Raw genomic sequence first — 21,798 nt, 5'->3', positions numbered from 1 at the left:
CAGGGATCATTCGCAGGCGCGGCTTTCTGCCCGCTAACTCTAACCAAAATTTAAGAAGCGCCTGCCGCCCAGCAATCGTATCTGATAGAAAAGGATCGACGAAGGAGTTGGGCCGCCCATGCGTATTCTGGTGATCGAGGATGATGTCGATACCGCCGCCTATATGGTGAAGGGCCTTAAGGAAAGCGGCTATATCGTCGATCATGCCGCCGAGGGTAAGGACGGGCTGTTCCACGCCATGAGCGGCACCTATGACGTGCTGGTGGTGGACCGCATGCTGCCGGGCCTTGATGGGCTGGCCATCATTCAGGCGCTGCGCGCCTCGGGCAATAAGACGCCGGTGCTAATCCTGTCGGCCTTATCTGCCGTCGATGACCGGGTGCGCGGTTTGCGCGCGGGCGGCGATGATTATCTGACCAAACCCTATGCGTTCTCCGAACTCTTGGCGCGCATCGAAGTTTTAATGCGGCGCGGCGGCGTGACGGAAAGCGTGACGACCAAGCTGCGCGTCGCCGACCTTGAGATGGATCTGCTCTCGCGCCTCGTCACCCGTAGCGGGCAGGAACTCGATCTTCAGCCGCGCGAATTCATGCTGCTGGAATATCTGATGCGTAATGCCGGGCATGTGGTCACGCGCACCATGTTGCTGGAGCATGTGTGGGACTATCACTTCGACCCGCAAACCAATGTGATCGACGTGCATATCTCGCGCCTGCGCCAGAAGATCGATAAGAATTTCCCAAAATCGCTGCTGCATACCATTCGCGGGGCGGGATACTGCCTGCGCGCGCCGGAGTAAGCGGCGGCGATGCGCAAGCTGCTGCGCCATTGGAAATTTCGGGTGGTTGCCGTCTATGCGACGCTGTTCGTCGTTTCGGTGCTAACGATCCTCGGGTTTGTCTACGGCGTCACCATCGGGCTGATCGACCGGCAGCTTAACGATACTATCGTTACCGAAATCTCCAGCCTGTCGGACGGTTACCGCGAGCATGGGGTGACCGGTCTGATTGACCAGATCAACGAACGCATCGCGGCGGATCGGGTCGGCACTGGCGTTTATCTGCTGGCGGACGGTAATTTCGCCCGCGTTGCCGGGAATTTGCCCGGTTGGCCGACCGATGCGGAGCGGGAAGGCCGCTGGGCCACTTTCCGTTTGCCCGCCCCGAACGGCGAGGATGACGGCCAACCCGGCGATGCCGTGCGGGCGCGCGCGATGTCGTTCCTGCTGGCCGAAGGTTATCACCTCCTGGTCGGCCGCACGCTGGTGGAGCGCGAGAGTTTTGAGAAGCTGATCTTCCAGGCGCTGCTGTGGGCGACGGCGGCGGCGGTGTTATTGGCGCTGGTCGGCGGGATTGTCATGGGGCGCGACATGCGCCGCCGCTTGGATGGCATCAACCGCACGACGCGCCAGATCATTCTGGGGGATTTGCAGCAGCGCGTTCCCGTTACCGGCAGTGGCGACGAGTTCGACGGGTTGGCAAAAAACCTCAATGCCATGCTGGCGCAGATCGATCAATTGATGCGGGCCGGGCGCGAGGTGACGGACAATATCGCCCACGATCTACGCTCCCCCCTGACCCGCCTGAAAACCCGGCTGGAAGTGACCCTGATGGGGGCGGAGCCGCCGCAGATGCAGGCAGCGCTGGAGAAGACCATCGCCGAGCTTGATAATGTGCTGCATACGTTCAACGCCATTCTGTCGATCTCCCGCGCCGAAGCAGGGGCTGGGCGGCAGGATATGACTGACCTTGATCTCGCCGATCTGGTCGCCGATATCGCCGATCTTTATCAGGCGGTGGCAGAGGATAAGGCGATTGCCTTGGCTGTCACCCAAAGCGCCCCGACCCGGATTCACGGCAACCGCCATCTGCTGTTTCAGGCGCTGGCGAATTTAGCTGATAATGCCATCAAATATACGCCGGGCGGCGGGCGTGTGACGCTGGAAGTTGGCCCGCACGGCGATGGTGCCCTTGTCTCGGTGGCCGATAGCGGCCCGGGCATTCCACCGGAAGAGCGGGAGCATGTGCTCGGGCGCTTCGTGCGGCTAGAGCAAAGCCGCACGACACCCGGCAATGGGCTGGGATTGAGTCTGGTTTCCGCCGTCGCGGGCCTCCATAATGGCTCCTTGATCCTGGGTGACAATCACCCAGGGTTGCGGGCGGATCTAATTTTAGGGCTGCCAGCGCAGGAAATTGCGTCTAAACCCGTTACAGGCGCGTAAGCCGTCAGAGTATCGATTGAAGGAGCAAGACAATGGCGCAGCCGGTTATTCCCACTCTGTCGGCTTCCGATCAGGCGCTGGCGGTTTCGACCCTGGTCGATGCTGATCTGGGGCGATGGAACGGTGCCAGTGCGTTGGGAACGGCGGCCGTCGTCCAATATAGTTTCGCGACGAGCATTCCGAGTTATGCTTCGCAATTTACTGATACGCGGACTGCAGCAACGACGTTTCAGACTTTTACTGATACAATGAAGCAGCAGACACGTGATGCCCTAGCGGCATGGTCTGCGGTCGCGAATATTACCTTTGTTGAAGTTTCTGACACTGCAAACGTCGGGATGCGTTTCTTTTCTTTGAGCGAGCCAGGGGCGGATTTCGCCGGCTTTGCTTGGGGGGCGGGTAGCGGTAGTCAAGTCGGGGCCTCTAACCGGGGCGATGTGTGGATCAATCGAGCCGAGACAGATTCGGGCTACAATCCGCTATTGTTGATGCATGAGATTGGTCACACTCTCGGCCTTAAGCATCCGCATGAGTCCCCGGTTTTGGCGGATGCCAAAGATAGTATTCAGACGACGGTCATGTCCTATGATCAAGAATATACCTACGACATTAAAGTTACGGCGACGCGGACAGCAACGGGTGTTGATTGGAAATCGGAATATGTGCGTCTCGAGACCTCGGGCCAAGCCCATCTCGGGATTTTCGACGTTGCCGCTGCCCAGGCGATCTATGGGGCTAAGGTCGATACCGTAGCCAATACGTACCGGTTTTCGACCGATCCTTTTGTGCAGATGATCTATGACGGCGGCGGTAGCGATATCATCGATCTGTCTAACCAGGCCTATGGTTCGATCTTGGATCTCACCCCTGGTAGCTTCAGCTCCATCGGTAAGCGGACCGTTAGCCAAGCCATCGACCGTGAGATCGGCGAGTTATCAACCAGCGTTCAAACCTTCTACGGCCAAGCGTCGCTTGTAAGCTGGTATACCGCCCGTCAGGAGTATCTCTACCTCGGCGAAAACAACCTGAGCATTGCCTATGGTACGCTCATCGAGTCGGTCACTGGGTCGGCCTATGATGATGTGATTACGGGCAATAGCGCAGATAATTTCATTCAAGGGGGGCTGGGGAACGATACGCTGAACGGCGGCACCGGAACGGATACGGCCTATTTCAGCGGGGCGTACAGTAATTATAAGTTTGCGGTTTCCAATGGTACGATCACCGTATCGGGGACCGATGGGCGCGATACGCTGACTGGGTTTGAAAAGCTGCAGTTCGGCGATGGACGGATTGTCGAGGCGAGTAGCGTGACGACGACGATCACATCCTCGCCGGTGTATCGCTTCTATAATACGGCGACCGGCACCCATCTCTATACAATGAGCACGGCGGAGCGCGACTCGATCCGCGAAAAGCTGCCGCAATATTCTTATGAAGGTATTGCGTTCGGTGCGTTTGAAGTCGCCGGGGGGCACCCCGCCTATGTCTATCGTTTCTACAACAATAATACCGGAACGCATTTCTATACGGCAGATGCGACGGAGCGGGACGCCGTGACGAAACTGGCCGGATTTTCCTATGAGGGGGTGGCCTATCTCGCCGGAACCTCCTCCCAAGGCGGCCTCGATCCGCTGTACCGCTTTTATAATAGCAATACGGGCAGTCATTTTTATACCGCGAGCGAAAGCGAGCGGGCGACCGTCACCAAGCTGGTTGGGTTCGTGTATGAGGGCATCGCCTATTACGTCGATGCCTAGGCCGGGCATTTTTACACAAGGGATGTGCGCCAAAAGGCAGTCGGCAGCAGGGTAGCCCTTGCTGGGCAGTCCCGATACGCGAGGGCGGGGAGACGGGCGGGATGGGCTTTCCCGCCCGTTGTGTTTTTCGAAACTGGAAAAAAGGGTGGCGACGGGCGGTTTTACCGGGAAAGGCCGCCCGTTTTTGTCGTGTGGCGGGGCGGGGTGTGGGTCTGCCGTTGCATCGGTAACTTAACGCGAGCGTCAGATTTTACCCCTCGCTCAACGCCTAAAACGCCGACTTCCGCCGCACGAATCACCTTGACACTTTACGTGTAGGAATAACACTCTGTGTCAGGAAGCGGGGTATAAGCGCAGGATAATTACAAAGCGCAGCCCTGAAATGGGGGGAAATGTGACGGAACCGTTACTCGAAGTAGCGGGCGTGTCGCTGCGGTTTGGGGGCATCCGTGCCTTGACCGATGTCAGCTTCACCGTCCGCAAAGGTGAGATTTTTTCGATCATCGGGCCGAACGGCGCGGGTAAAACCTCGATGCTCAACTGCATCTCGGGCCGCTACACGCCGTCGGAGGGCCGGGTACGCTTTAAGGGTCAGGATGTGACCGCCCTGAAGCCGAACAAGCGCGCCGATTTGGGCATTGGCCGCACGTTCCAGAACCTGGCGCTGTTTGGTCATATGAGCGTGCTCGACAATATCATGGTCGGGCGCCACCATTTGCTGCGCAATAATTTCTTCACCGGGTCGCTCTACTGGCTGACCGGCGCTCGGCGCGAGGAATTGCGCCACCGCCGCGAGGTGGAGACGATCATCGATTTCCTCGAAATCCAGCATGTGCGCCGCGCCACGGCGGGTACCCTCTCCTATGGGTTGCGCAAGCGGGTGGAACTGGCGCGCGCCATTGCGCTGAAGCCCGATCTGATTCTGCTGGATGAACCGATGGCCGGGATGAACCTTGAGGAGAAGGAGGATATGGCCCGCTTCATCCTCGACCTCAACGAGGAATGGGGCATGACCGTGGTGATGATCGAGCACGATATGGGCGTGGTCATGGATATTTCTCACCGCGTCATGGTGCTGGATTTCGGCAAGAAGATCGCCGACGGCCTGCCCGATGAGGTGCTGGCAAACGATCACGTGCGCCGCGCCTATTTGGGTGAAGTCGATGATTTGCCGGAGGCCGATGCGGCCTCGGCCCAGGTTGCGTAGGGGGCGGCGATGAGCAAAACCGAAACCGCGCTCGATACCTTTCCGAAGCTGCTGCTACACAATGGCCGCAGCTACCCCACTGAAACCGCGATGCGCGAAAAACAATTCGGCATCTGGGTCAGCTTCACTTGGGGGCAGGTGCTGGAGCGCACAGAAGCCTTCACCTTGGGCCTTGCCGATTTGGGCGTGACCAAGGGCAGCGTCGTGGGCCTGATCGGCGATAATCGCCCGGATTGGGTGATGGGTGAAGTGGCGGCCCATACGCTGGGGGCGATGAGCCTTGGCATCTATCGCGACGCGATGGAAGATGAGGTCGCCTATCTCGTCAATTACGCCGACATCGAAGTGATGATCTGCGAGGACGAGGAGCAGATCGATAAGTTGATCTCGCTCGGCGACCGTATCCCCTCCGTGAAGCATATTATTTATGCCGACCCGCGCGGTATGCGGAAATATGACGATCCGCGCCTCGTGCCACTGTCGGTCCTGCTGGAAAATGGCGAACGCGCCGACCGGGCCGAACCGTCGCGCTTCGAAAACCTCGTCGCGGCGACGGAGACCGAGGCGGTGGCCGTGCTCTGCACCACCTCCGGTACGACCTCGAACCCGAAGCTAGCGATGCTGACCTCCGGCTCGTTGGTCCGCCACGCCCATTCCTACCTGTCGGTCGATCCGAAAGGCCCGCAGGACGATTACGTCTCGGTCCTGCCGCTGCCTTGGATCATGGAGCAGGTCTATGCTGTTGCGAAATGGCTGGTCTGCCGCATGGTGGTCAATTTCGTCGAAGAGCCGGAAACTCAAATGGCCGATATGCGCGAAATCGGCCCGACCTTCGCGCTGCTCGCCCCCCGCGTCTGGGAACAGATCGCGGGCGATGTGCGCGCCAAGATTATGGACGCGAGCCCGTTGAAGCGCGCGATGTACGAGCTGGGCAATAAGCTGGGGCAAAAGGCCCTGGCGGCGGGTAAACGCTCGTTCTTAGCCGATTTCCTGCTCTATCGGGCGTTGCGCGACCGGCTCGGCTTCTCCCGCCTGCGGTCGGCGGCAACGGGGGGCGCGGCCCTGGGGCCGGATACCTTCCGCTTTTTCCAAGCGATGGGCGTGCCGCTACGTCAGCTCTACGGTCAGACCGAGACGATGGGGGCTTATACCATCCACCGGGCGGGCGAGGTGGATTTCGATACGGTGGGCGTTGCCTTCGACAAGACCATCGAAATCCGCATCGATAATCCTGACCAGAATGGCATCGGCGAAATCGTGACCCGCCACCCCAATATGTTCCTGGGTTATTACCGGAACGAGGCGGCGTCGAATGCCGATATTCGCGACGGGTGGATGCATACGGGCGACGCGGGCTATTTCGATAAGAAAGGCCATCTGACGGTCATCGACCGCATTAAGGACATCGCCACCACTAAGGGCGGCGACCGTTTCTCCCCGGCCTATATCGAAAATAAGTTGAAGTTCAGCCCCTATGTGGCCGAAGCCGTTATCCTCGGCGACCAGCGCGATTATCTGGCGGCAATGATCTGCATTCGCTACCCGGTTGTGTCGAAATGGGCGGAAAAGAACCGGATCGCCTTTACGACCTATTCCGACCTGTCGGCCAAGGACCAGACCTACGCGCTGCTGCACGATGAAGTGCGCAAAGTGAACGAGGGGCTGCCGGAGTTCCAGCGCATCCGCAAATTCCTGCTGCTGTATAAGGAGCTGGACGCGGACGATGGCGAACTCACCCGTACCCGCAAAGTGCGGCGCGGCGTGATCAACGAAAAATACGCCGACATTATCCAGGCCGTTTACGACGATGTGGAAATCGTGCCAATCGACACGACCATCGTTTTCCAAGACGGCACCAAGCAACGCATCAAAACGTCGGTGCGCGTTGTCGATCTCAGCGGGGGCGCGGGCGGTTCCGCCAAAAGCGGCCCCCGGTCGCGCGCGGCCTAAGGGGAGGATGGGACGATGGATCTTTCCCTGCTCGGGCAATTGCTGCTCAATGGGCTGATCGTCGGCACGCTCTATGGCGTCGTCGGCATGTGTTTCGTGCTGATCTATAAGGCCAGCCAAGTGGTGAACTTCGCCCAGGGCGAATTTCTGCTGATTGGCGCCTGGATTTGCTGGTTCTTCCTAACCAAATATCAGGTGCCGTTTTTTGTCGGCTTCCTGCTAACCCTCGCCTTCATGGCCGCCTTTGGCGTGCTGTTGCAGGTGGTGGTGCTACGGCCCTTGATTGGCGAGCCGATTATTTCGGTGATCATGGTAACGATTGGCCTGTCCATCGTCTTCCAAGCCTCGATGAAATGGGCCTTCGGCGTCTTTGCCCAGCCCTTTCCGCAGGTCTTCGATACCCAGTCCTTCTCGATCTTTGGGCTGCAGGTGAAAACCGCTTACGGCCTATCGCTGGCGGTATCGGTGCTGATCATGGCCGGGTTCGCCTATTTTTTCAAATATACCCGCTACGGGCTTGCGATGCGGGCGACCGCTTACAATCAGCAAGCGGCGCAGAGCTTGGGGATTTCGATCAAACAAGTGTTTGCGATGGCTTGGGCCATCTCGGCGATGGTCTCCACGGTCGCGGGCGTCGTCGTCGGTCTCGTGAACGGCGTCTCCTCAGCGCTTTCCGCCTTCGGGATCAAGGTTTTCCCGGCGGTGATCTTGGGCGGGCTCGACTCGGTGGTCGGCGCGGTCTTGGGCGGGCTGATCGTCGGCTTGCTGGAGAATTTCGCCCATTACATCGATAGCCAATATCTGCACTGGGGCAATATGTACGAAGTGGCGCCCTTCTACGTGCTGATCCTGATTTTGATGATCAAGCCCTATGGCTTGTTCGGTACCCGCGACATCGAACGCGTTTAGGCGGAGGGCGATAGATTATGGCAAACGTCAGCTTGCGCCCGTGTGGCGACTTCCGCACCAGCTACGCGGCGGATACGCATATTTTTGATACGCGGAACTCGTTTCTGTTCGCGGTTTTAGGGGTGGCGCTGCTCGCCGCGTCCCCCTTTGTCGTCAGCAATTACATGCTCGCGCTGTTCATTCAGATCGGCTATTACGCGATTGCCGCGCTGGGGCTGAATATCGTCGTTGGCTTTACCGGGCAGATTTCCATCGGGCATGCCGCCTTCTTTGGCTTCGGGGCTTTTGCCTCGGCCTGGATCAGCAATCACGGCATTCCGGTCTTTTTTGCCATCCCGCTGGCCGGGGTCATGACCACGGCGGTCGGTATGCTGTTTGGCCTACCGGCAGCGCGGCTAAAAGGTCTCTATCTTGCGATTGCCACCTTGGCGGCGCAGATCATCTTGCAGGATTTCTTCTCGCGCGCCGAATGGTTCACCGGCGGCGTGGCCGGGGCGGCGGCGGAGCCGTTTTCGCTGTTCGGCTATAAGTTTACGTCCGACAAAAGCTACTTCTATGTCGTGCTGGTCTATCTGGTGCTGTCTTTTGTGATGGTGGCGAACCTCATGCGCTCCCGCGATGGCCGGGCGCTGATTGCCGTGCGCGACCATTATCTGTCGGCGGAAATGATGGGGATCAACCTCACTAAATACCGCGTGTTGTCCTTCGGTCTTTCGGCGTTTTTCGCGGGGATCGGCGGGGCGCTCTCGGCCCATTACGCCCAGTTCGTCTCCATCGAAGGTTTCACCATTCTTCTGTCGATCCAGTTCCTCGGCATGATCATCATCGGCGGTCTGGGGTCGGTGATGGGCACGCTGATGGGCACCGCCTTTATGGTGCTGCTGCCGGAAGCGATGGATGCGCTTACCCGTCTTCTCTCGGGGACCGTCATCGATACGGCGCTGGGGCTGCGGGCGAATGTCTCCTACCTGCGCGAAATTGCCATCGGCACCACGATCATCCTCTTCCTGATCTTCGAACCGGATGGGCTGGCCCACCGGTGGAAGCAGGTGAAAGCCTACTGGAAGCTCTATCCTTTCTCCTACTAAGGCCCCGAAAAACCGGCCACCGGGAGAAAGTTCCTTACACCGCAAAAGTTCACTGGGAGGTAACGATGCGCGTTCACACTTTACTATCGGCGACGGGGTTGGTTCTGGCGCTCGCCGTGCCGGGGATCGCTTCGGCCCAAATTAAGATCGGCCATCTTGCCGATTACACCGGCGGCACCTCCGATATCGGGAAGCCGTTCGGGGAAGGCGTTGCCGATGCTTTCGCCCATATCAACGCCAACGGCGGCGTGAACGGCAAGAAGGTCGATATCGATACGGTCGATTACGGCTATCAGGTGCCGCGCGCCCTGGCGACCTACAAGAAGTGGGTGGGGGATAGCCCCAAGGTCTCGGCCATCATGGGCTGGGGCACGGCGGATACCGAAGCGCTGGTCAATTTCGTCACGCAGGACGAAATCCCCTACCTCTCCGGCTCCTACGCCGGGCAGTTGACCGACCCGCAAAAGAAGGGGCCGCGCACCGAAAAAGGCACGCCCTATAACTTCTTCTACGGTCCCAGCTATTCCGACTCGCTGCGCGCGATGGTGCAATGGGCAGCGGCGGACTGGAAGGCCAAGGGCAAGGCCGGGGCGCCGAAATATGTTCACATGGGCGCCAATCACCCCTACCCGAATGCGCCGAAAGCCGCCGGGGAAGAAGCCGCCAAGGCTGCTGGGTTCGACGTGCTGCCCGCCATTCAATTCCCGCTGGCGCCCGGCGACTTCACCGCGCAGTGCCTAACGCTGAAACAATCTGGCGCCAATTACGCTTATCTTGGCAATACGGCGGCCTCCAACGTCGCGGTTATGAAGGCCTGCCAGACCGCCGGGGTCGATGTGCAGTTCCTCGGCAATGTTTGGGGCGTCGATGAAAACGCGCTGAAGGCAGCGGGTGCGGCGGGCAATGGTGTTATCTACCCGATGCGCACCGATGTTCTGTGGGGCGCCGATGTGCCGGGTATGAAGCTGGTGCGGGACATTGCCAAGCGGACGGATGCGGCGGGCGGTTACCGCTCGTTGCATTATGTCGCGGGGATCTGCGCGTCCTACTACATGAAGGAAGCGCTGGATTGGGCCGATAAGAACGGCGGCGTGTCTGGTCCGAACGTCAAGAAAGCCTTCTACCAGAAGAAGGATTGGGTTCCGGCGGGCCTTGAAGGTGTCTGCCGTCCGGTGACCTGGGCCGAGGATGATCACCGCCCGACGCTGGATGTGGCGCTGTTCAAGACCACCGTTTCTGGCAATACCGACGGCAATCTGCCCGATCTCGTCGGCAAGGTGATCAAGCTCGATAAGGCCACCGATGTGAAGCTGGAGCGTAAGCTCGAACTGCTCGGCTGGTAAATTCACTCCCGCCCGGTCTTCCTCTCGGGGAAGGCCGGGCCCTTGGGGGAAAGGGGGGAGACGTGGCGCAAGCTGCCGTGAAGCCCGAAGCGGCGAAAACGCTGCTGTCGGTGAATAATATCGAAGTCGTCTATAACGATGTGATCCTCGTGCTGCGCGGGCTTAGCTTGACCGTGCCGGAGGGTGAGATCGTCGCCCTTTTGGGGGCCAATGGCGCGGGCAAATCGACGACGCTGAAGGCGATCTCCGGTCTTTTGAAGGCTGAAGACGGCGAAATTACGCGCGGCGACGTACAGTTCGCGGGCGAGACGGTGAGTGGGCTCGATCCCGGCCAGATCGTGCGGCGCGGGATTTTCCAGGTCATGGAAGGCCGCCGTATCGTCGCCGATATGACGTGCCGGGAAAACCTGATGCTGGGAGCCTTCACCCGCAAGGACCGGGAGATTTCGAGCGATATCGACCGGGTTTACCAGTACTTTCCGCGCTTGAAGGAACGCACCGGCCTAGCCGGGTACCTGTCGGGCGGGGAGCAGCAGATGTTGGCGATTGGCCGCGCGCTGATGGCCCGGCCCAAGTTGATCCTGATGGACGAACCGTCGATGGGCCTGTCGCCACTGCTGGTGAAGGAGGTTTTCTCCATCGTTCGCCAGATCAACCGCGAACTTGGCGTCACGATCCTGCTGGTCGAACAGAATGCCCGCATGGCGCTTTCCTGTGCCTCCTACGGCTATATCATGGAGCAGGGTAAAATCGTGCTCGATGGGACCGCCGAAGAACTCGCCAATAACGAGGATGTGAAGGAATTTTACCTCGGCGGCGGGGGCGGGGAGGATCGGAAGTCCTTCAAGAACCTGAAATCCTTTAAACGCCGCAAACGCTGGATCTGACCATCGTGACCCAATTCTTCGACGCCCTGGAAACCGATGCCCCGGACACCCGCGCCGCCCGTCTTTACGGCCAATTGCCGGGGCTTATTACGGCGGCGAAGGCCAAGGCGCCTGCTTTTGCGCGCGCCTTGGCGGGCGTCGAGGCCGGGGTGGTCACGGATGCGGCGGCGCTGGCCCGTCTGCCGCTGATCCGTAAATCCGATTTGATCGCCGCCCAGGCCGCCGACCTGCCCTTCGCTGGACTGGTCACGCGCCCGGCGGGGCAGTTGAAGCGGATTTTTGCCTCCCCCGGCCCGATTTATGACCCGGAAGGCGAGCGGCCCGATTGGTGGCGCTTCGCCCGCGCCCTGCACGCGGCGGGGTTCCGCGCGGGCGAGATCGTGCATAATTGCTTCGCCTATCACTTCACCCCGGCGGGGTCGATGATCGAAACCGGCGCGCATGCCCTGGGCTGTGCCGTCTTCCCCGGCGGGGTTGGCAATACCGAACTGCAAGTGCGGGCGATTGCCGATCTGAAACCGGCAGGCTATGGCGGCACGCCGTCGTTCTTGAAGATCATTCTGGAAAAGGCCGCCGAGCTTGGAACGCCGCTGCCCTCCCTAAAGAAGGCGCTGGTCTCTGGCGAAGCTCTGCCGCCCACTCTGCGCGGCTGGTTCGCCGAGCGCGGTGTTGCCGTGCTGCAATGTTACGCGACGGCGGACCTTGGGCTGATCGCCTACGAAAGCGCCCCCGACGGCGGCTTGATCCTCGATGAACAGGTGATCGTCGAAATCGTCCGCCCCGGCACCGGCGATCCGGTTCCGGCGGGCGAGGTGGGGGAGGTGGTCGTCACCAGCTTCAATGCCGACTATCCCCTGACCCGCTTTGCCACCGGCGATCTGTCGGCCTTCCTACCGGGGCAAAGCGCGTGCGGGCGCACAGGATTACGCCTGAAGGGCTGGCTGGGCCGGGCCGATCAGACGGCGAAGATCAAAGGAATGTTCGTCCATCCCGCGCAAGTGGCGGAGGTGCTGAAGCGCCACGGTCTCGCCAAGGGGCGGCTGACGGTCGAAAAAGACGGCGACATCGATATGGCCATCCTAACCGTGGAAACGGCCGACCCCAGCCTATCGGGCGCGGTGACGGAAACCTTTCAGGCCCTGTGCAAGCTGCGGGCAAGCGTCTTGACCATCGCGCCTGGGAGCCTGCCAAACGACGGGAAGGTCATCGACGATCAGCGCCCGGTTGGGTAAGGCCGGGTGCCGCTTGCAGGCTGCATCGCAGGGGGTTATATTTTCATATAACTGTTGAGGGTAGGCGGATGCTAACGACTAATCTGCGCAAAGTCGGCGGTTCAGTCATGCTTACCGTCCCACCAGCCCTTTTGGAGCAACTGAATCTCGCGGCTGGGTCGGCTGTCAGTCTTGCAGTCGAAGACGGGCGATTGATCGTCGATCCAGCGCCGCCCGTCCGGTACACGCTGGAAGACCTGCTGGCTGCGTCGGATTATTCCCCTCCTGTATCGCTAGAAGAACGCGCGTGGCTGGATGCGCCTGCGGTCGGGCGTGAAATCCTGTGAAACAGGGCGACATTTATCTCGTTCCGCTCGATCCGACCGCTGGACATGAACAAAGCGGTAGCCGTCCAGTCTTGATTGTATCCCGTACCGCTTTTAATCACGCGACGAAGCTGCCGGTGGTCATGCCGATCACGAGCGGTGGGCAATTTGCCCGGAAGATCGGGTTTGCTGTTGAACTCAAGGGAACAAAAACCACGGGGATCGTGCGGAGCGATCAACCGCGCGTCATTGATCTCGACGCGCGGCAGGCGCAATTTATCGAAGCGGTTCCGCCTTCGATCCTTCAGGATGTGCTCGCCAAACTCATGCCGATATTTATCTAAGCGGAACCCGCAATCCCCCGAATTACGGCCGGATCCAGCCCGATTGCACGGCGACCACAGCGGCCTGAACGCGGCTAACCACATCGAGCTTACGCATCACGTTTTCGACGTGGAAATTCACCGTCCGCTCCGAAATCCCTAGCATTTCGGCGATTTCGGAGGAGGATTTGCCGCGTGCCACCCAAGTCAAGGTTTCGATCTCGCGGTCGGTCAGATCGTGACTGCCCGAGGCTGGGGCGGCAGGCGCGGCGCGGCTTAGGCGGCGTTTGACGATTTCCAGCAGAATATCGAAATCAATTGGCTTCGTTACGTAATCATCGGCCCCGAGGCGCCGCCCGCGCAGCACATTGTCGCGGTCGGTCAGGGCGGTCAGGAAGATGAAGGGCGGCACGTTCGGAACCAGCGCGCCGTATTTTTCCAAGAGGTCAAAGCCCGACAGGCGCGGCAGCATAACATCGCAGAGAATGAGGTCCGGACGGAACGACAGCGCCTCGGTCAGCCCATCGGCGCCATCGGCGGCAGCGCGCACATCGTAGCCTGCATCTTCTAGTTCTTCGACCAGCAAGGCCCGGGTGTCGGGATCATCTTCAATGCACAAGAGACGCGCGCTCATAGGGAAGCTCCTTCCGGCAAACTAATCGGCGAAGATAGCGGTAAGCGTAATGTTACCCGCGTTCCTTCATTCAGACGACTGTCGATACTCATGGTTCCACCGTGGATGGCCATGATCTGATCGACGATATACAGCCCGACGCCACTGCCCACGGTGGCACGGGCGTTGGAGGCGCGGAAAAACCGCGTGCGAATTTGCTCCCGTTCAGCTTCCGGGATGCCGATGCCCTGGTCCTCGACCTCCACCAGCGCCCAATCGCCGTCCATACGGGCGGTTATCGATACAGTCGTGCTGGGATCGGAATACTTCAAGGCATTGCCAAGAAGATTGGTGACGGCTTGATCCAGCAAGGCGGGATCAAGCCTGAGCGGCTGCGGAAAGGGGGCGCAGGTCAGTAAAATCGCCCGCTGCGGGTTCTCCTCCCGCGCGCGCTGAACAATATCGGCCAGCACACTGGGCAGCGCATGGGGGCGCAGGTGAACTTCCGCCGGATCTTGGTCCCATTGGGCGGCACGGGTGACGCTTTCCACCACCTGGGTTAAGCGGCGGACGGCGGCGCGGATGCGCCCGGCGCGTTCGGCGATTTCCGCCGGGGCCACGTGATCGGCCTGGCGTTCCAGGCGGCGCGCGTGTCCGTCAATCCCGGTGAGCGGGGTGCGAATCTCGTGGCTGGCCATGGTGATAAAATTGCGTTGCTGGGTCAGTAGCCCATGCTCGCGGCGCAGGGTTTCCTCTAGCTCGGCGGCCTGTTCGCGGAAAACGGTAATGGCGCGGGCAATCGCGCCGATTTCATCCCGCCGCCCAGTGTGGGGGACAGGGGCGCTGAAATCGCGCTGCGGGATCCGGGTCAAAACACCGACCAATTGGATCAGCGGCGAGGAGATCGTGCGGTTGACCATCGCCATGGCCAGGATCGCCAGCCCAACCACGCCGACGATGATGACAATGAAACGCATGGAGGTATCGTCATAGACCGATTTAGCCTGGTCGCGGCTGGCCTCCGCCTCTTCAATATCCGCTGCCGTTAATTGGTCCAGCAGGTCGCTGGCCTTCCAATAAGCTTGTTGGTTCTCCGTGCGATAGAGTTGCCGCGCCGTCTGGCGGTCGAGTGTCGCTGCCTGGGTCATCAGCCGCGTCGCAATCTCGCGATAGGTATTCCACGCGGTCACGAACTGCTGAAAGGCCTGTGCTTCCTTGCTTGCATTGCTGGCGGGCTGCGAGACGCGGTATTCGGCGATATTGGCGGCGATTTCCCCGCCCAAGCGCGCCAGCGTGACAGCATGGGTGCTGCGCTCTTCCTCATCCGCTGCGGCCATGTAATCGCCTTCCGCCAAGCGGAAATCGCTTAAATGATCGTTCAGCGCCGCCAAAATGCGAAGCTTTGGCAGCCAAACCTCGCGAATCTCGGTTGCTGGATCGTTAACCGCCTGTAGGGCCCCCATGCCGATCACCCCCAGCACGGCCGGGACCGCGATGAAAGTAAGGAACAGCAGGGCGAATTTCGACCGTAGGGAGGTCAGCACACTCAACTCCGAAAACCAATCGATGGGATCGTTTATGGGCGATTGTGCGTGATCCTCCTACCGTTAAATCTGCCATGCCGGGACGGCTTGGGGGCCGTTTGGTGCTGCCACGGATGCAGGGCAGAAATCCGTGCGGCTTGATTTACAGAAGCATGACAGCCTGCTAGTGTCCGCGCGATTTCGACGGGGCCGGGGTTCGCTGCGCCCTGCGCTGGCGTTTTTTTGAAAACGGGTGGGGCCTGGGATGAAGATTCTAAGCGGCAACAGCAATCGCGCGTTGACCGAGGCGATTTGCGCCTACCTGAACCTGCCGCTGACCCGCGCGGCGGTAAAGCGCTTCTCCGACATGGAAGTTTTCGTGGAAATCCATGAAAACATCCGTGGGGAAGACGTGTTCTTCATCCAATCGACCTCCTACCCCGCCAACGACCACCTGATGGAACTGCTGGTGATGATGGACGCGCTGAAGCGCAGCTCCGCCCGCCGCATTACCGCCGTTGTGCCCTACTTCGGCTATGCCCGCCAAGACCGCAAGTCTGGTCCGCGCACGCCGATTTCCGCAAAGCTGGTCGCCAATTTGATGACGACGGCGGGGGCGGACCGGGTGCTGACGATCGACTTGCACGCGGGCCAAATCCAAGGGTTCTTCGATATCCCGACCGATAATCTCTACGCCGCGCCGGTGTTCGTGAAGGATATTCAGGACCAGTTCCAGGATACGAAAGACGTTATCATCGTCTCGCCGGATGTCGGCGGCGTGGTGCGCGCCCGCGCGATTGCCCAGCGCATCGATAGCGATCTTGCCATCATCGACAAGCGCCGCGAGCGGGCGGGCGTGTCGGAAGTGATGAACATTATCGGCGATGTGCGCGGTAAGCGCTGCATTCTGATCGACGATATCGTCGATAGCGCCGGCACCCTGTGCAATGCCGCCGAAGCGCTGATGAAGGCGGGGGCCACCTCCGTTTCCGCCTATGTGACGCACGGCGTGCTCTCGGGCCAGGCGGTCACCCGCGTCACCAATTCGCCGCTGCAGCAGTTGGTGACGACCGACACGATTGAAGCGACCGATGCCGTCAAGGCCGCCCATAATATCCGTCAGGTCACGATTGCGCCGTTGATGGCCGAAGCCATCCGCCGCGTGTCCGAAGAAAAATCCGTGTCGAGCCTCTTCTACTAAGAGCGCGCCACATCCGTTTCGGTTTCGATCCGACACCCCTGGAGGTCGCATCGAGGCCGGAAGACGGCGGGATGGTCCCGTCGTCCATTTTGTGAAGGAGTTGGGACATGTCCCAAGTTGTTACGCTTCGCGCTTCGCTGCGTGAGCGGGCCGGAAAGGGGGCCGCCCGTGCCGTTCGTCGTGCTGGTCAGGTGCCGGCCGTCGTTTACGGTGACAAGAAAGCCCCGGTGATGATCGCGATCGACCCGCGCGAGCTTCACACCGAACTGCACAAGGGCGGCTTCTTTGCCCGCCTGTTCGATATTGATACCGGTGCCGAAAAGCACCGCGTGCTGGCCCGCGATGTCCAGTTCCACCCGGTCACCGACCGCCCGGAACATGTGGATTTCCTGCGCGTTGGCGCGGATTCGACCATTTCGGTCAATATCCCCGTGCATTTCATCAATCAGGAAAAGTCGGTCGGCATTAAAAAGGGCGGCCTGCTGAATATCGTTCAGCACACGGTCGAACTGGAAGTGAATGCCAACGACATTCCCGATCATCTGACGGTCGATCTGCTGAACGTCGATATCAACAGCTCGGTCCACGTCTCGCAGCTTGCCATTCCGGCGAGCGCGAAGGTTGTGGGCGGTGAGCGCGATTTCACCATCGCGACCATCGTTCCGGCGTCGGGCGGCGACGCCTAAGCGGTTGCGGAGCTAAAGCGTGTCGGCCCCCTGGCTTCTTGTCGGTCTCGGCAATCCGGGGGGCCAATATGCCCGTAATCGGCATAATATTGGGTTTCTCGCGCTGGACGAGATTGCCCGGCGCCATAATTTTCCCCCCTTCCGCGCCAGTAAGTTTCAAGGCGAAATGACGGAAGGCGGTCTTGGGTTCGTGAAATGTCTGGCGGTTAAGCCCAGCACTTATATGAACCTGTCCGGCGATTGCGTCGGCGCTATTCTGCGTTTCTATAAAATCCCCCCGCAGCAGATGATCGTCTTTCATGACGAGTTGGAACTGCCCGCCGGGAAATTCCGCGTCAAAAAGGGCGGTGGGCATGCCGGGCATAACGGCCTGAAGTCGCTCGACGCTCATTGTACGCCCGACTATTGGCGGGTACGCCTCGGCATTGGTCATCCGGGGGAAAAGGCGCGCGTGACCTCGCACGTCCTCGGGGATTTCGCCAAGGCCGACGAGGTTTGGCTGGTCCCGCTACTGGAAGCGATGGCAGCGGCCGCACCGCTTTTTGTTGCGAAATCGGAACGGGAGTTTAGCGAAGCGGTTTCCCGCAAGATTACGCCGCCGCCCCCGCCGAAACCGCCCAAGGCGCCGCCCGCCCCGAAGCCCGCCGCCCAGAATTAAACGGCCCCAGCCTCGACAGCCGGTCGGTTTTTCGCTGAAATCCCTGCGCGCTTTCCGCCCCTTGTTTTTCGGAGCTTTGCCATGGTGCCGCCGCGCCTGCCGCCCGCCGTTTTGGGCAGCTTGATCTTATTGCTTGTGGCAAGCGTGATGGGGCTTATCCTCGCCGGGCGGCCCGATCCGGCGCTGCTTAATCATCCTGATATCGAAATAATATCGGCGCAGGCGGGCATTGCCCCAAGCTGGAAGACGGTTGTGCTGTTTTCGAGTGGCGAGACGGAGGCGCCTGCGGCGGCGGTTTCCGCCAAACTTCAGGCCATTCAAGAGTGGCCAACTTGGGCGCGCAGTGGGTTGCGCGTGTCGGAGCAGATCAATAATTTCGATACCGGAATGATCCGATTTCGAATCGAAGCGCTCTATGGTTTGATTCCAGTCGATTATACGGCGCCCATCCGCGAAACGGCCCCGGATCGGCTGCTGTGGGGCCGGGTGCAGCCGGGGGCGGCCACACTGTTTGCGTGGCGCCTAACCCCGGCAGAGGCTGGGCGGACGCGGGTTTCGCTGACGGTCTATCTCGATGGGCCAGCCTATGGGGGGCTGCGCGCGCTGCTGGAGCCGGAGGGGCAGGCGGAAGTCGACCGCATCGTCACCCATTTACTCACCGCCCTGCGCTGATCCCGTCAGAAAGCGAGACAAACGGCCGGAAACCGGGTAAACCCACGCCCATCACATCGTTTGCCTGCGGAGATGCTTGGTATGGGGTTCAATTGCGGTATCGTTGGTCTGCCGAATGTCGGTAAATCGACCCTGTTCAACGCGCTGACCGCCACGGTGGCTGCCCAGGCCGCGAATTATCCCTTCTGCACCATCGAGCCGAATACCGGCATCGTCGCCGTGCCCGACCCGCGTTTGGATAAGATCGCCGCGATTGCCAAATCGGCCAAGATCATCCCGACGCAGCTTGAGTTCGTTGATATTGCCGGGCTGGTGCGCGGCGCGTCGAAGGGCGAAGGTCTCGGCAATCAGTTTCTGGCCAATATCCGCGAGACTGACGCGATTGTGCATGTGCTGCGCTGTTTTGAGAATGGCGACATCACCCACGTCGAAGGGTCGGTCGATCCGCTGCGCGATGCCGATACGGTCGAAACCGAACTCATGCTCGCCGACATGGAAAGTCTGGAAAAGCGCGAGATCGCGCTGAACAAGCGCACCCGCAGCGGCGATAAAGAAGCCATCGCCCAGCTTGCGCTGATCGGCCCGCTGCTCGAAGGCTTGCGCGAGGGGATCCCCGCGCGCCGCATCATCCGCGATTGGGATGCCGACGCCAAACGCGGCGTGAAGCTGCTGCAACTGTTGACCTCGAAGCCCGTCGTTTACGTTTGCAACGTCAATGAAGACGAAGCGGCAACCGGCAACGCCCTGTCCGATAAGGTTGCCGAACGCGCTAAGGCCGAAGGCGCGGCACAGGTGGTAATTTCGGCCGCCATCGAAGCCGAAGTGGCGCAACTGCCGACCGAAGACGAAAAGCGCGAGTTTCTGGAAACCCTGGGCCTGGAAGAAACCGGCCTGGCCCGTGTTATCCGGGTCGGCTATGGGTTGCTGGGACTGCTGACCTTCTTCACCGTCGGCCCGAAGGAAGCCCGCGCCTGGACCGTCCGCGCGGGGGCAAAAGCGCCGGAAGCGGCGGGCGTTATTCATACCGATTTCGAAACGGGCTTTATCCGCGCTGAAACCATCGCCTATGACGATTTCATTGCCTGCAACGGCGAAGCCGGGGCGAAGGACGCCGGGAAGATGCGCCTCGAAGGCAAAGAATATCTGGTCCAGGACGGCGATATTTTCCACTTCCGCTTCAACGTTTAGAGCGTTTTTCGTTCGCTACGGCTCACGTCAAACGCTCTAAACTATTGTTTTTTCAGCAAATACGTCGTCGCGGGTGTTCCACCCGCTCGGGATTTGCTCTAAGACCCTTCTAAAAGCGCGCCGCCCGGCCCCGGGCGGCCGCTTAATATTTGTTGAAAATCCAATAAATCTAAAGTGCAAAGCGAAAAATAGTCACAAGACCTTATTACAGGTTGTCTTGTAACAAACTGTCTCTAAAGTTTGGCCGCACGCGGAACGGGCCGCGATGGATGGAGCTTTATCGGGACATGGTCATGGCACGAGTACTTACCTTTTATGCCTTTATCGGATTTATCTGTGCCGTGCCTGCACGGGCAGAAGTCAAACCCGAGGTAACGCGCCTGCCGCAGCCGCCGCATTCGGCGCTTTATGTCGGGAATAGTTTCTTTTATTATAATAATAGTCTGCATTCTCATGTTCGCGAGTTTGTTTTACGGGGCGAAAGTAAGAATAATTTCCGGTCCTTTTCTGCAACGATCAGCGGGGCCGGTCTTGATTGGCACGATGTCGCCAGCTATTTCCGCCCGAATGCGGTGGGAAGCTATAGTTTCGATGCTAAGAACCGGGTGATCTTCGCGCCGAAGGACCGCAAGCCCTATGATGTGACGATCATGATGGATTGCAGCCAATGCCCGGTGCATCCCGATCTGAAAACAGTTTTCGCCGAATCGGCTGAAAAGGACGCAGCCATCGTCCGCACGCATGGGGCGGAGCCGGTCTTTTTTATGTCCTGGGCCTATCAGGACGTTCCCGAAATGACCGGAGAGTTAGCCGACGCCTATACCGAGATGGGCAATAAGCTTAAGGCGCTGGTGATCCCGGCCGGGCTGGCTTTTGCAAAATCCCAAGCCCTGTCGCCGGAAATCAACCTGTACCAGAAGGATAAGCGCCATCCAACGCTGGCGGGCACCTATCTGGCGGCGGCGACGACCTATGCGGCGCTGTTCGGTAAATCACCGGTGGGCAATAGCTACACCGCCGATCTGGCTGATGAGGTTGCCGCCAAACTGCAGGAGGCCGCTTGGGCCACGGTGCAGGACTATTTTAAACCGTAAGGCGCGGCAGGGGCGCGCGGCCCCTGCTACCCTGAACTAGGCAACGAATTCCAAAACGGCCCCGCAGGCGTCTTGCGGCGCCACGCGGAGCACCGGGCCGGGCAAGCGGTCGAACGGCACCCCGTTCGCCGAGAGGGCCGCGGCGGTCTGGTCGAGATCGGCACTGCGCAGGGCCGTCGCCACGAGGGTTGGGCCGTCCGGGGCGTCGTCGAGGGAAGGATAGAGGGTGGCGGCCTCTTCCGGCGTTACGAAGAGCAATACGCTGCCATCCCCCAGATGCACGGCCCAGGCGTCATCGGTCGGCACGACGGCGGCGCGGCCATAGACCTGCTCATAGGCTTGCGCCACGGCGTCTGGATCGTCCACCGCAATGGTCGTGCTGGCGATACCGGTGACGGCGTTCGGATGCAGCTCCCACGCCGGTTTGCGCAACAGCTCTGGCGTTAAGTGCTGGCAGAAGAACCCGTTGATAGCGGGTAGCTCCCCCGGCGGTAAGCGCAGCAGCGAGAACGCGGGTTCGACGGTGCCGCCCTCCTCGGTTTCCAATAGGCGGGAGAGGGCGAACGGCCCCTCCGGGTGCAGGCCGCGCTCGGTCAGCTTTTCAGCGAGGGTGGCGGAGTCGTCAGTCGCCAGGGCAATCCCCAGCAGCCCTTCGCCTTTGTCGGTCAGGAACCGGTCGAGGTTATTGCTAAACTGATTGGGGTCGATGATCCCTAGTAGCTCGATATACCCCTGGGTCAGCATCACGCAGTAGTTCGCGGTGCCCCAGCCCTTGTGGCGACCGCGCGGTGTGACGACAAAGCCTAAACGGCGAAATTGGTCGCGGGCGGCTTCAAGATCCTGAACGCCGTAGATCAGATGATCGGTTCCGGCCATGCGGCTTCTCCTTCTTTTCATAAGCGTTGATCGTGATCGATCAACGCGGCCCTCATGCGGCG

General features: G+C 60.1%; 21 protein-coding genes and 1 pseudogene. 19 read left to right on the top strand and 3 right to left on the bottom strand.

Features of this window, described 5'->3' with window-relative positions; all coding sequences use genetic code 11:
• Positions 1 to 118: 118 nt before the first annotated feature.
• The 13 genes and pseudogenes from CHR90_RS18025 to CHR90_RS17970 all read left to right on the top strand — a co-directional run bounded on the left by CHR90_RS18025 (position 119) and on the right by CHR90_RS17970 (position 13,246).
• Positions 119 to 799: a response regulator transcription factor gene (locus tag CHR90_RS18025; RefSeq protein WP_094410506.1), complete on the top strand. Its 681-nt coding sequence runs from the start codon at positions 119 to 121 to the stop codon at positions 797 to 799.
• 9 nt (positions 800 to 808) lie between these two features.
• Entirely contained in the window at positions 809 to 2,221 is a 1,413-nt protein-coding gene (locus CHR90_RS18020; RefSeq protein ID WP_094410505.1) for a sensor histidine kinase, read from the top strand.
• Between the two features lie 32 nt (positions 2,222 to 2,253).
• A pseudogene (locus tag CHR90_RS19970) lies at positions 2,254 to 2,745 on the top strand (matrixin family metalloprotease); the annotation flags it as partial.
• A gap of 18 nt (positions 2,746 to 2,763) precedes the next feature.
• On the top strand, positions 2,764 to 3,981 hold the full coding sequence (locus tag CHR90_RS18015; protein ID WP_233428426.1) for a M10 family metallopeptidase C-terminal domain-containing protein: 1,218 nt from the start codon (positions 2,764 to 2,766) through the stop codon (positions 3,979 to 3,981).
• Between the two features lie 394 nt (positions 3,982 to 4,375).
• A complete protein-coding gene (locus tag CHR90_RS18010; RefSeq protein ID WP_373283868.1) occupies positions 4,376 to 5,188 on the top strand; it encodes an ABC transporter ATP-binding protein in 813 nt (270 codons plus the stop codon).
• Between the two features lie 9 nt (positions 5,189 to 5,197).
• Complete coding sequence (locus CHR90_RS18005) at positions 5,198 to 7,138, top strand: long-chain fatty acid--CoA ligase (RefSeq protein WP_094410502.1); 1,941 nt, start codon at positions 5,198 to 5,200, stop codon at positions 7,136 to 7,138.
• A 15-nt stretch (positions 7,139 to 7,153) separates the two neighbouring features.
• Complete coding sequence (locus CHR90_RS18000) at positions 7,154 to 8,047, top strand: branched-chain amino acid ABC transporter permease (protein ID WP_094410501.1); 894 nt, start codon at positions 7,154 to 7,156, stop codon at positions 8,045 to 8,047.
• A 17-nt stretch (positions 8,048 to 8,064) separates the two neighbouring features.
• Positions 8,065 to 9,135 (top strand): branched-chain amino acid ABC transporter permease, encoded by a 1,071-nt coding sequence (locus tag CHR90_RS17995; protein ID WP_094410500.1) that lies wholly within the window; start codon positions 8,065 to 8,067, stop codon positions 9,133 to 9,135.
• A 65-nt stretch (positions 9,136 to 9,200) separates the two neighbouring features.
• Positions 9,201 to 10,478: an ABC transporter substrate-binding protein gene (locus CHR90_RS17990; protein WP_094410499.1), complete on the top strand. Its 1,278-nt coding sequence runs from the start codon at positions 9,201 to 9,203 to the stop codon at positions 10,476 to 10,478.
• Between the two features lie 62 nt (positions 10,479 to 10,540).
• Complete coding sequence (locus CHR90_RS17985) at positions 10,541 to 11,365, top strand: ABC transporter ATP-binding protein (protein WP_170941461.1); 825 nt, start codon at positions 10,541 to 10,543, stop codon at positions 11,363 to 11,365.
• Positions 11,366 to 11,370: 5 nt separating this feature from the next.
• A complete protein-coding gene (locus CHR90_RS17980; RefSeq protein ID WP_094410497.1) occupies positions 11,371 to 12,597 on the top strand; it encodes a phenylacetate--CoA ligase family protein in 1,227 nt (408 codons plus the stop codon).
• A 68-nt stretch (positions 12,598 to 12,665) separates the two neighbouring features.
• The gene (locus tag CHR90_RS17975; protein ID WP_094410496.1) at positions 12,666 to 12,923 is read left to right on the top strand and encodes an AbrB/MazE/SpoVT family DNA-binding domain-containing protein; all 258 of its coding nucleotides are present in this window, start codon (positions 12,666 to 12,668) and stop codon (positions 12,921 to 12,923) included.
• Entirely contained in the window at positions 12,920 to 13,246 is a 327-nt protein-coding gene (locus tag CHR90_RS17970) for a type II toxin-antitoxin system PemK/MazF family toxin (protein WP_094410495.1), read from the top strand. Before CHR90_RS17975 ends, CHR90_RS17970 begins: the two co-directional genes overlap by 4 nt.
• 22 nt (positions 13,247 to 13,268) lie before the next feature.
• Here the strand turns inward: CHR90_RS17970 and CHR90_RS19850 are convergent, their stop codons facing one another.
• Both CHR90_RS19850 and CHR90_RS17960 read right to left on the bottom strand, forming a co-directional pair.
• Positions 13,269 to 13,859: a response regulator transcription factor gene (locus CHR90_RS19850; RefSeq protein WP_094410494.1), complete on the bottom strand. Its 591-nt coding sequence runs from the start codon at positions 13,857 to 13,859 to the stop codon at positions 13,269 to 13,271.
• The gene (locus CHR90_RS17960) at positions 13,856 to 15,382 is read right to left on the bottom strand and encodes a sensor histidine kinase (RefSeq protein ID WP_141210991.1); all 1,527 of its coding nucleotides are present in this window, start codon (positions 15,380 to 15,382) and stop codon (positions 13,856 to 13,858) included. The genes CHR90_RS19850 and CHR90_RS17960 overlap by 4 nt, the downstream gene beginning before the upstream one ends.
• 244 nt (positions 15,383 to 15,626) lie before the next feature.
• Between CHR90_RS17960 and CHR90_RS17955 the strand changes: the two genes are divergently transcribed.
• From CHR90_RS17955 to CHR90_RS17930, 6 genes are all read left to right on the top strand, one after another.
• Positions 15,627 to 16,562 (top strand): ribose-phosphate pyrophosphokinase, encoded by a 936-nt coding sequence (locus CHR90_RS17955; protein ID WP_094410492.1) that lies wholly within the window; start codon positions 15,627 to 15,629, stop codon positions 16,560 to 16,562.
• 107 nt (positions 16,563 to 16,669) lie between these two features.
• Positions 16,670 to 17,248, top strand: coding sequence for a 50S ribosomal protein L25/general stress protein Ctc (locus CHR90_RS17950; protein WP_094410491.1), 579 nt, complete (start codon positions 16,670 to 16,672; stop codon positions 17,246 to 17,248).
• A 19-nt stretch (positions 17,249 to 17,267) separates the two neighbouring features.
• Positions 17,268 to 17,906 (top strand): aminoacyl-tRNA hydrolase, encoded by a 639-nt coding sequence (pth, locus tag CHR90_RS17945; protein WP_094410490.1) that lies wholly within the window; start codon positions 17,268 to 17,270, stop codon positions 17,904 to 17,906.
• 81 nt (positions 17,907 to 17,987) lie between these two features.
• Positions 17,988 to 18,578, top strand: a complete 591-nt coding sequence (locus CHR90_RS17940) for an SRPBCC family protein (RefSeq protein WP_094410489.1) — start codon at positions 17,988 to 17,990, stop codon at positions 18,576 to 18,578.
• An 81-nt stretch (positions 18,579 to 18,659) separates the two neighbouring features.
• The gene (ychF, locus tag CHR90_RS17935) at positions 18,660 to 19,766 is read left to right on the top strand and encodes a redox-regulated ATPase YchF (protein ID WP_094410488.1); all 1,107 of its coding nucleotides are present in this window, start codon (positions 18,660 to 18,662) and stop codon (positions 19,764 to 19,766) included.
• Between the two features lie 293 nt (positions 19,767 to 20,059).
• Entirely contained in the window at positions 20,060 to 20,860 is an 801-nt protein-coding gene (locus tag CHR90_RS17930; RefSeq protein ID WP_094410708.1) for a DUF4886 domain-containing protein, read from the top strand.
• A 36-nt stretch (positions 20,861 to 20,896) separates the two neighbouring features.
• Here CHR90_RS17930 and CHR90_RS17925 read toward each other — a convergent pair whose 3' ends face one another.
• Complete coding sequence (locus tag CHR90_RS17925; RefSeq protein ID WP_170941460.1) at positions 20,897 to 21,736, bottom strand: VOC family protein; 840 nt, start codon at positions 21,734 to 21,736, stop codon at positions 20,897 to 20,899.
• Positions 21,737 to 21,798: the final 62 nt, after the last annotated feature.

This window comes from Elstera cyanobacteriorum (assembly GCF_002251735.1).
Lineage (GTDB): Bacteria > Pseudomonadota > Alphaproteobacteria > Elsterales > Elsteraceae > Elstera > Elstera cyanobacteriorum.
The sequence above is the reverse complement of the archived record's forward strand: the minus strand, read 5'-3'. Positions and strand labels throughout refer to the sequence as shown.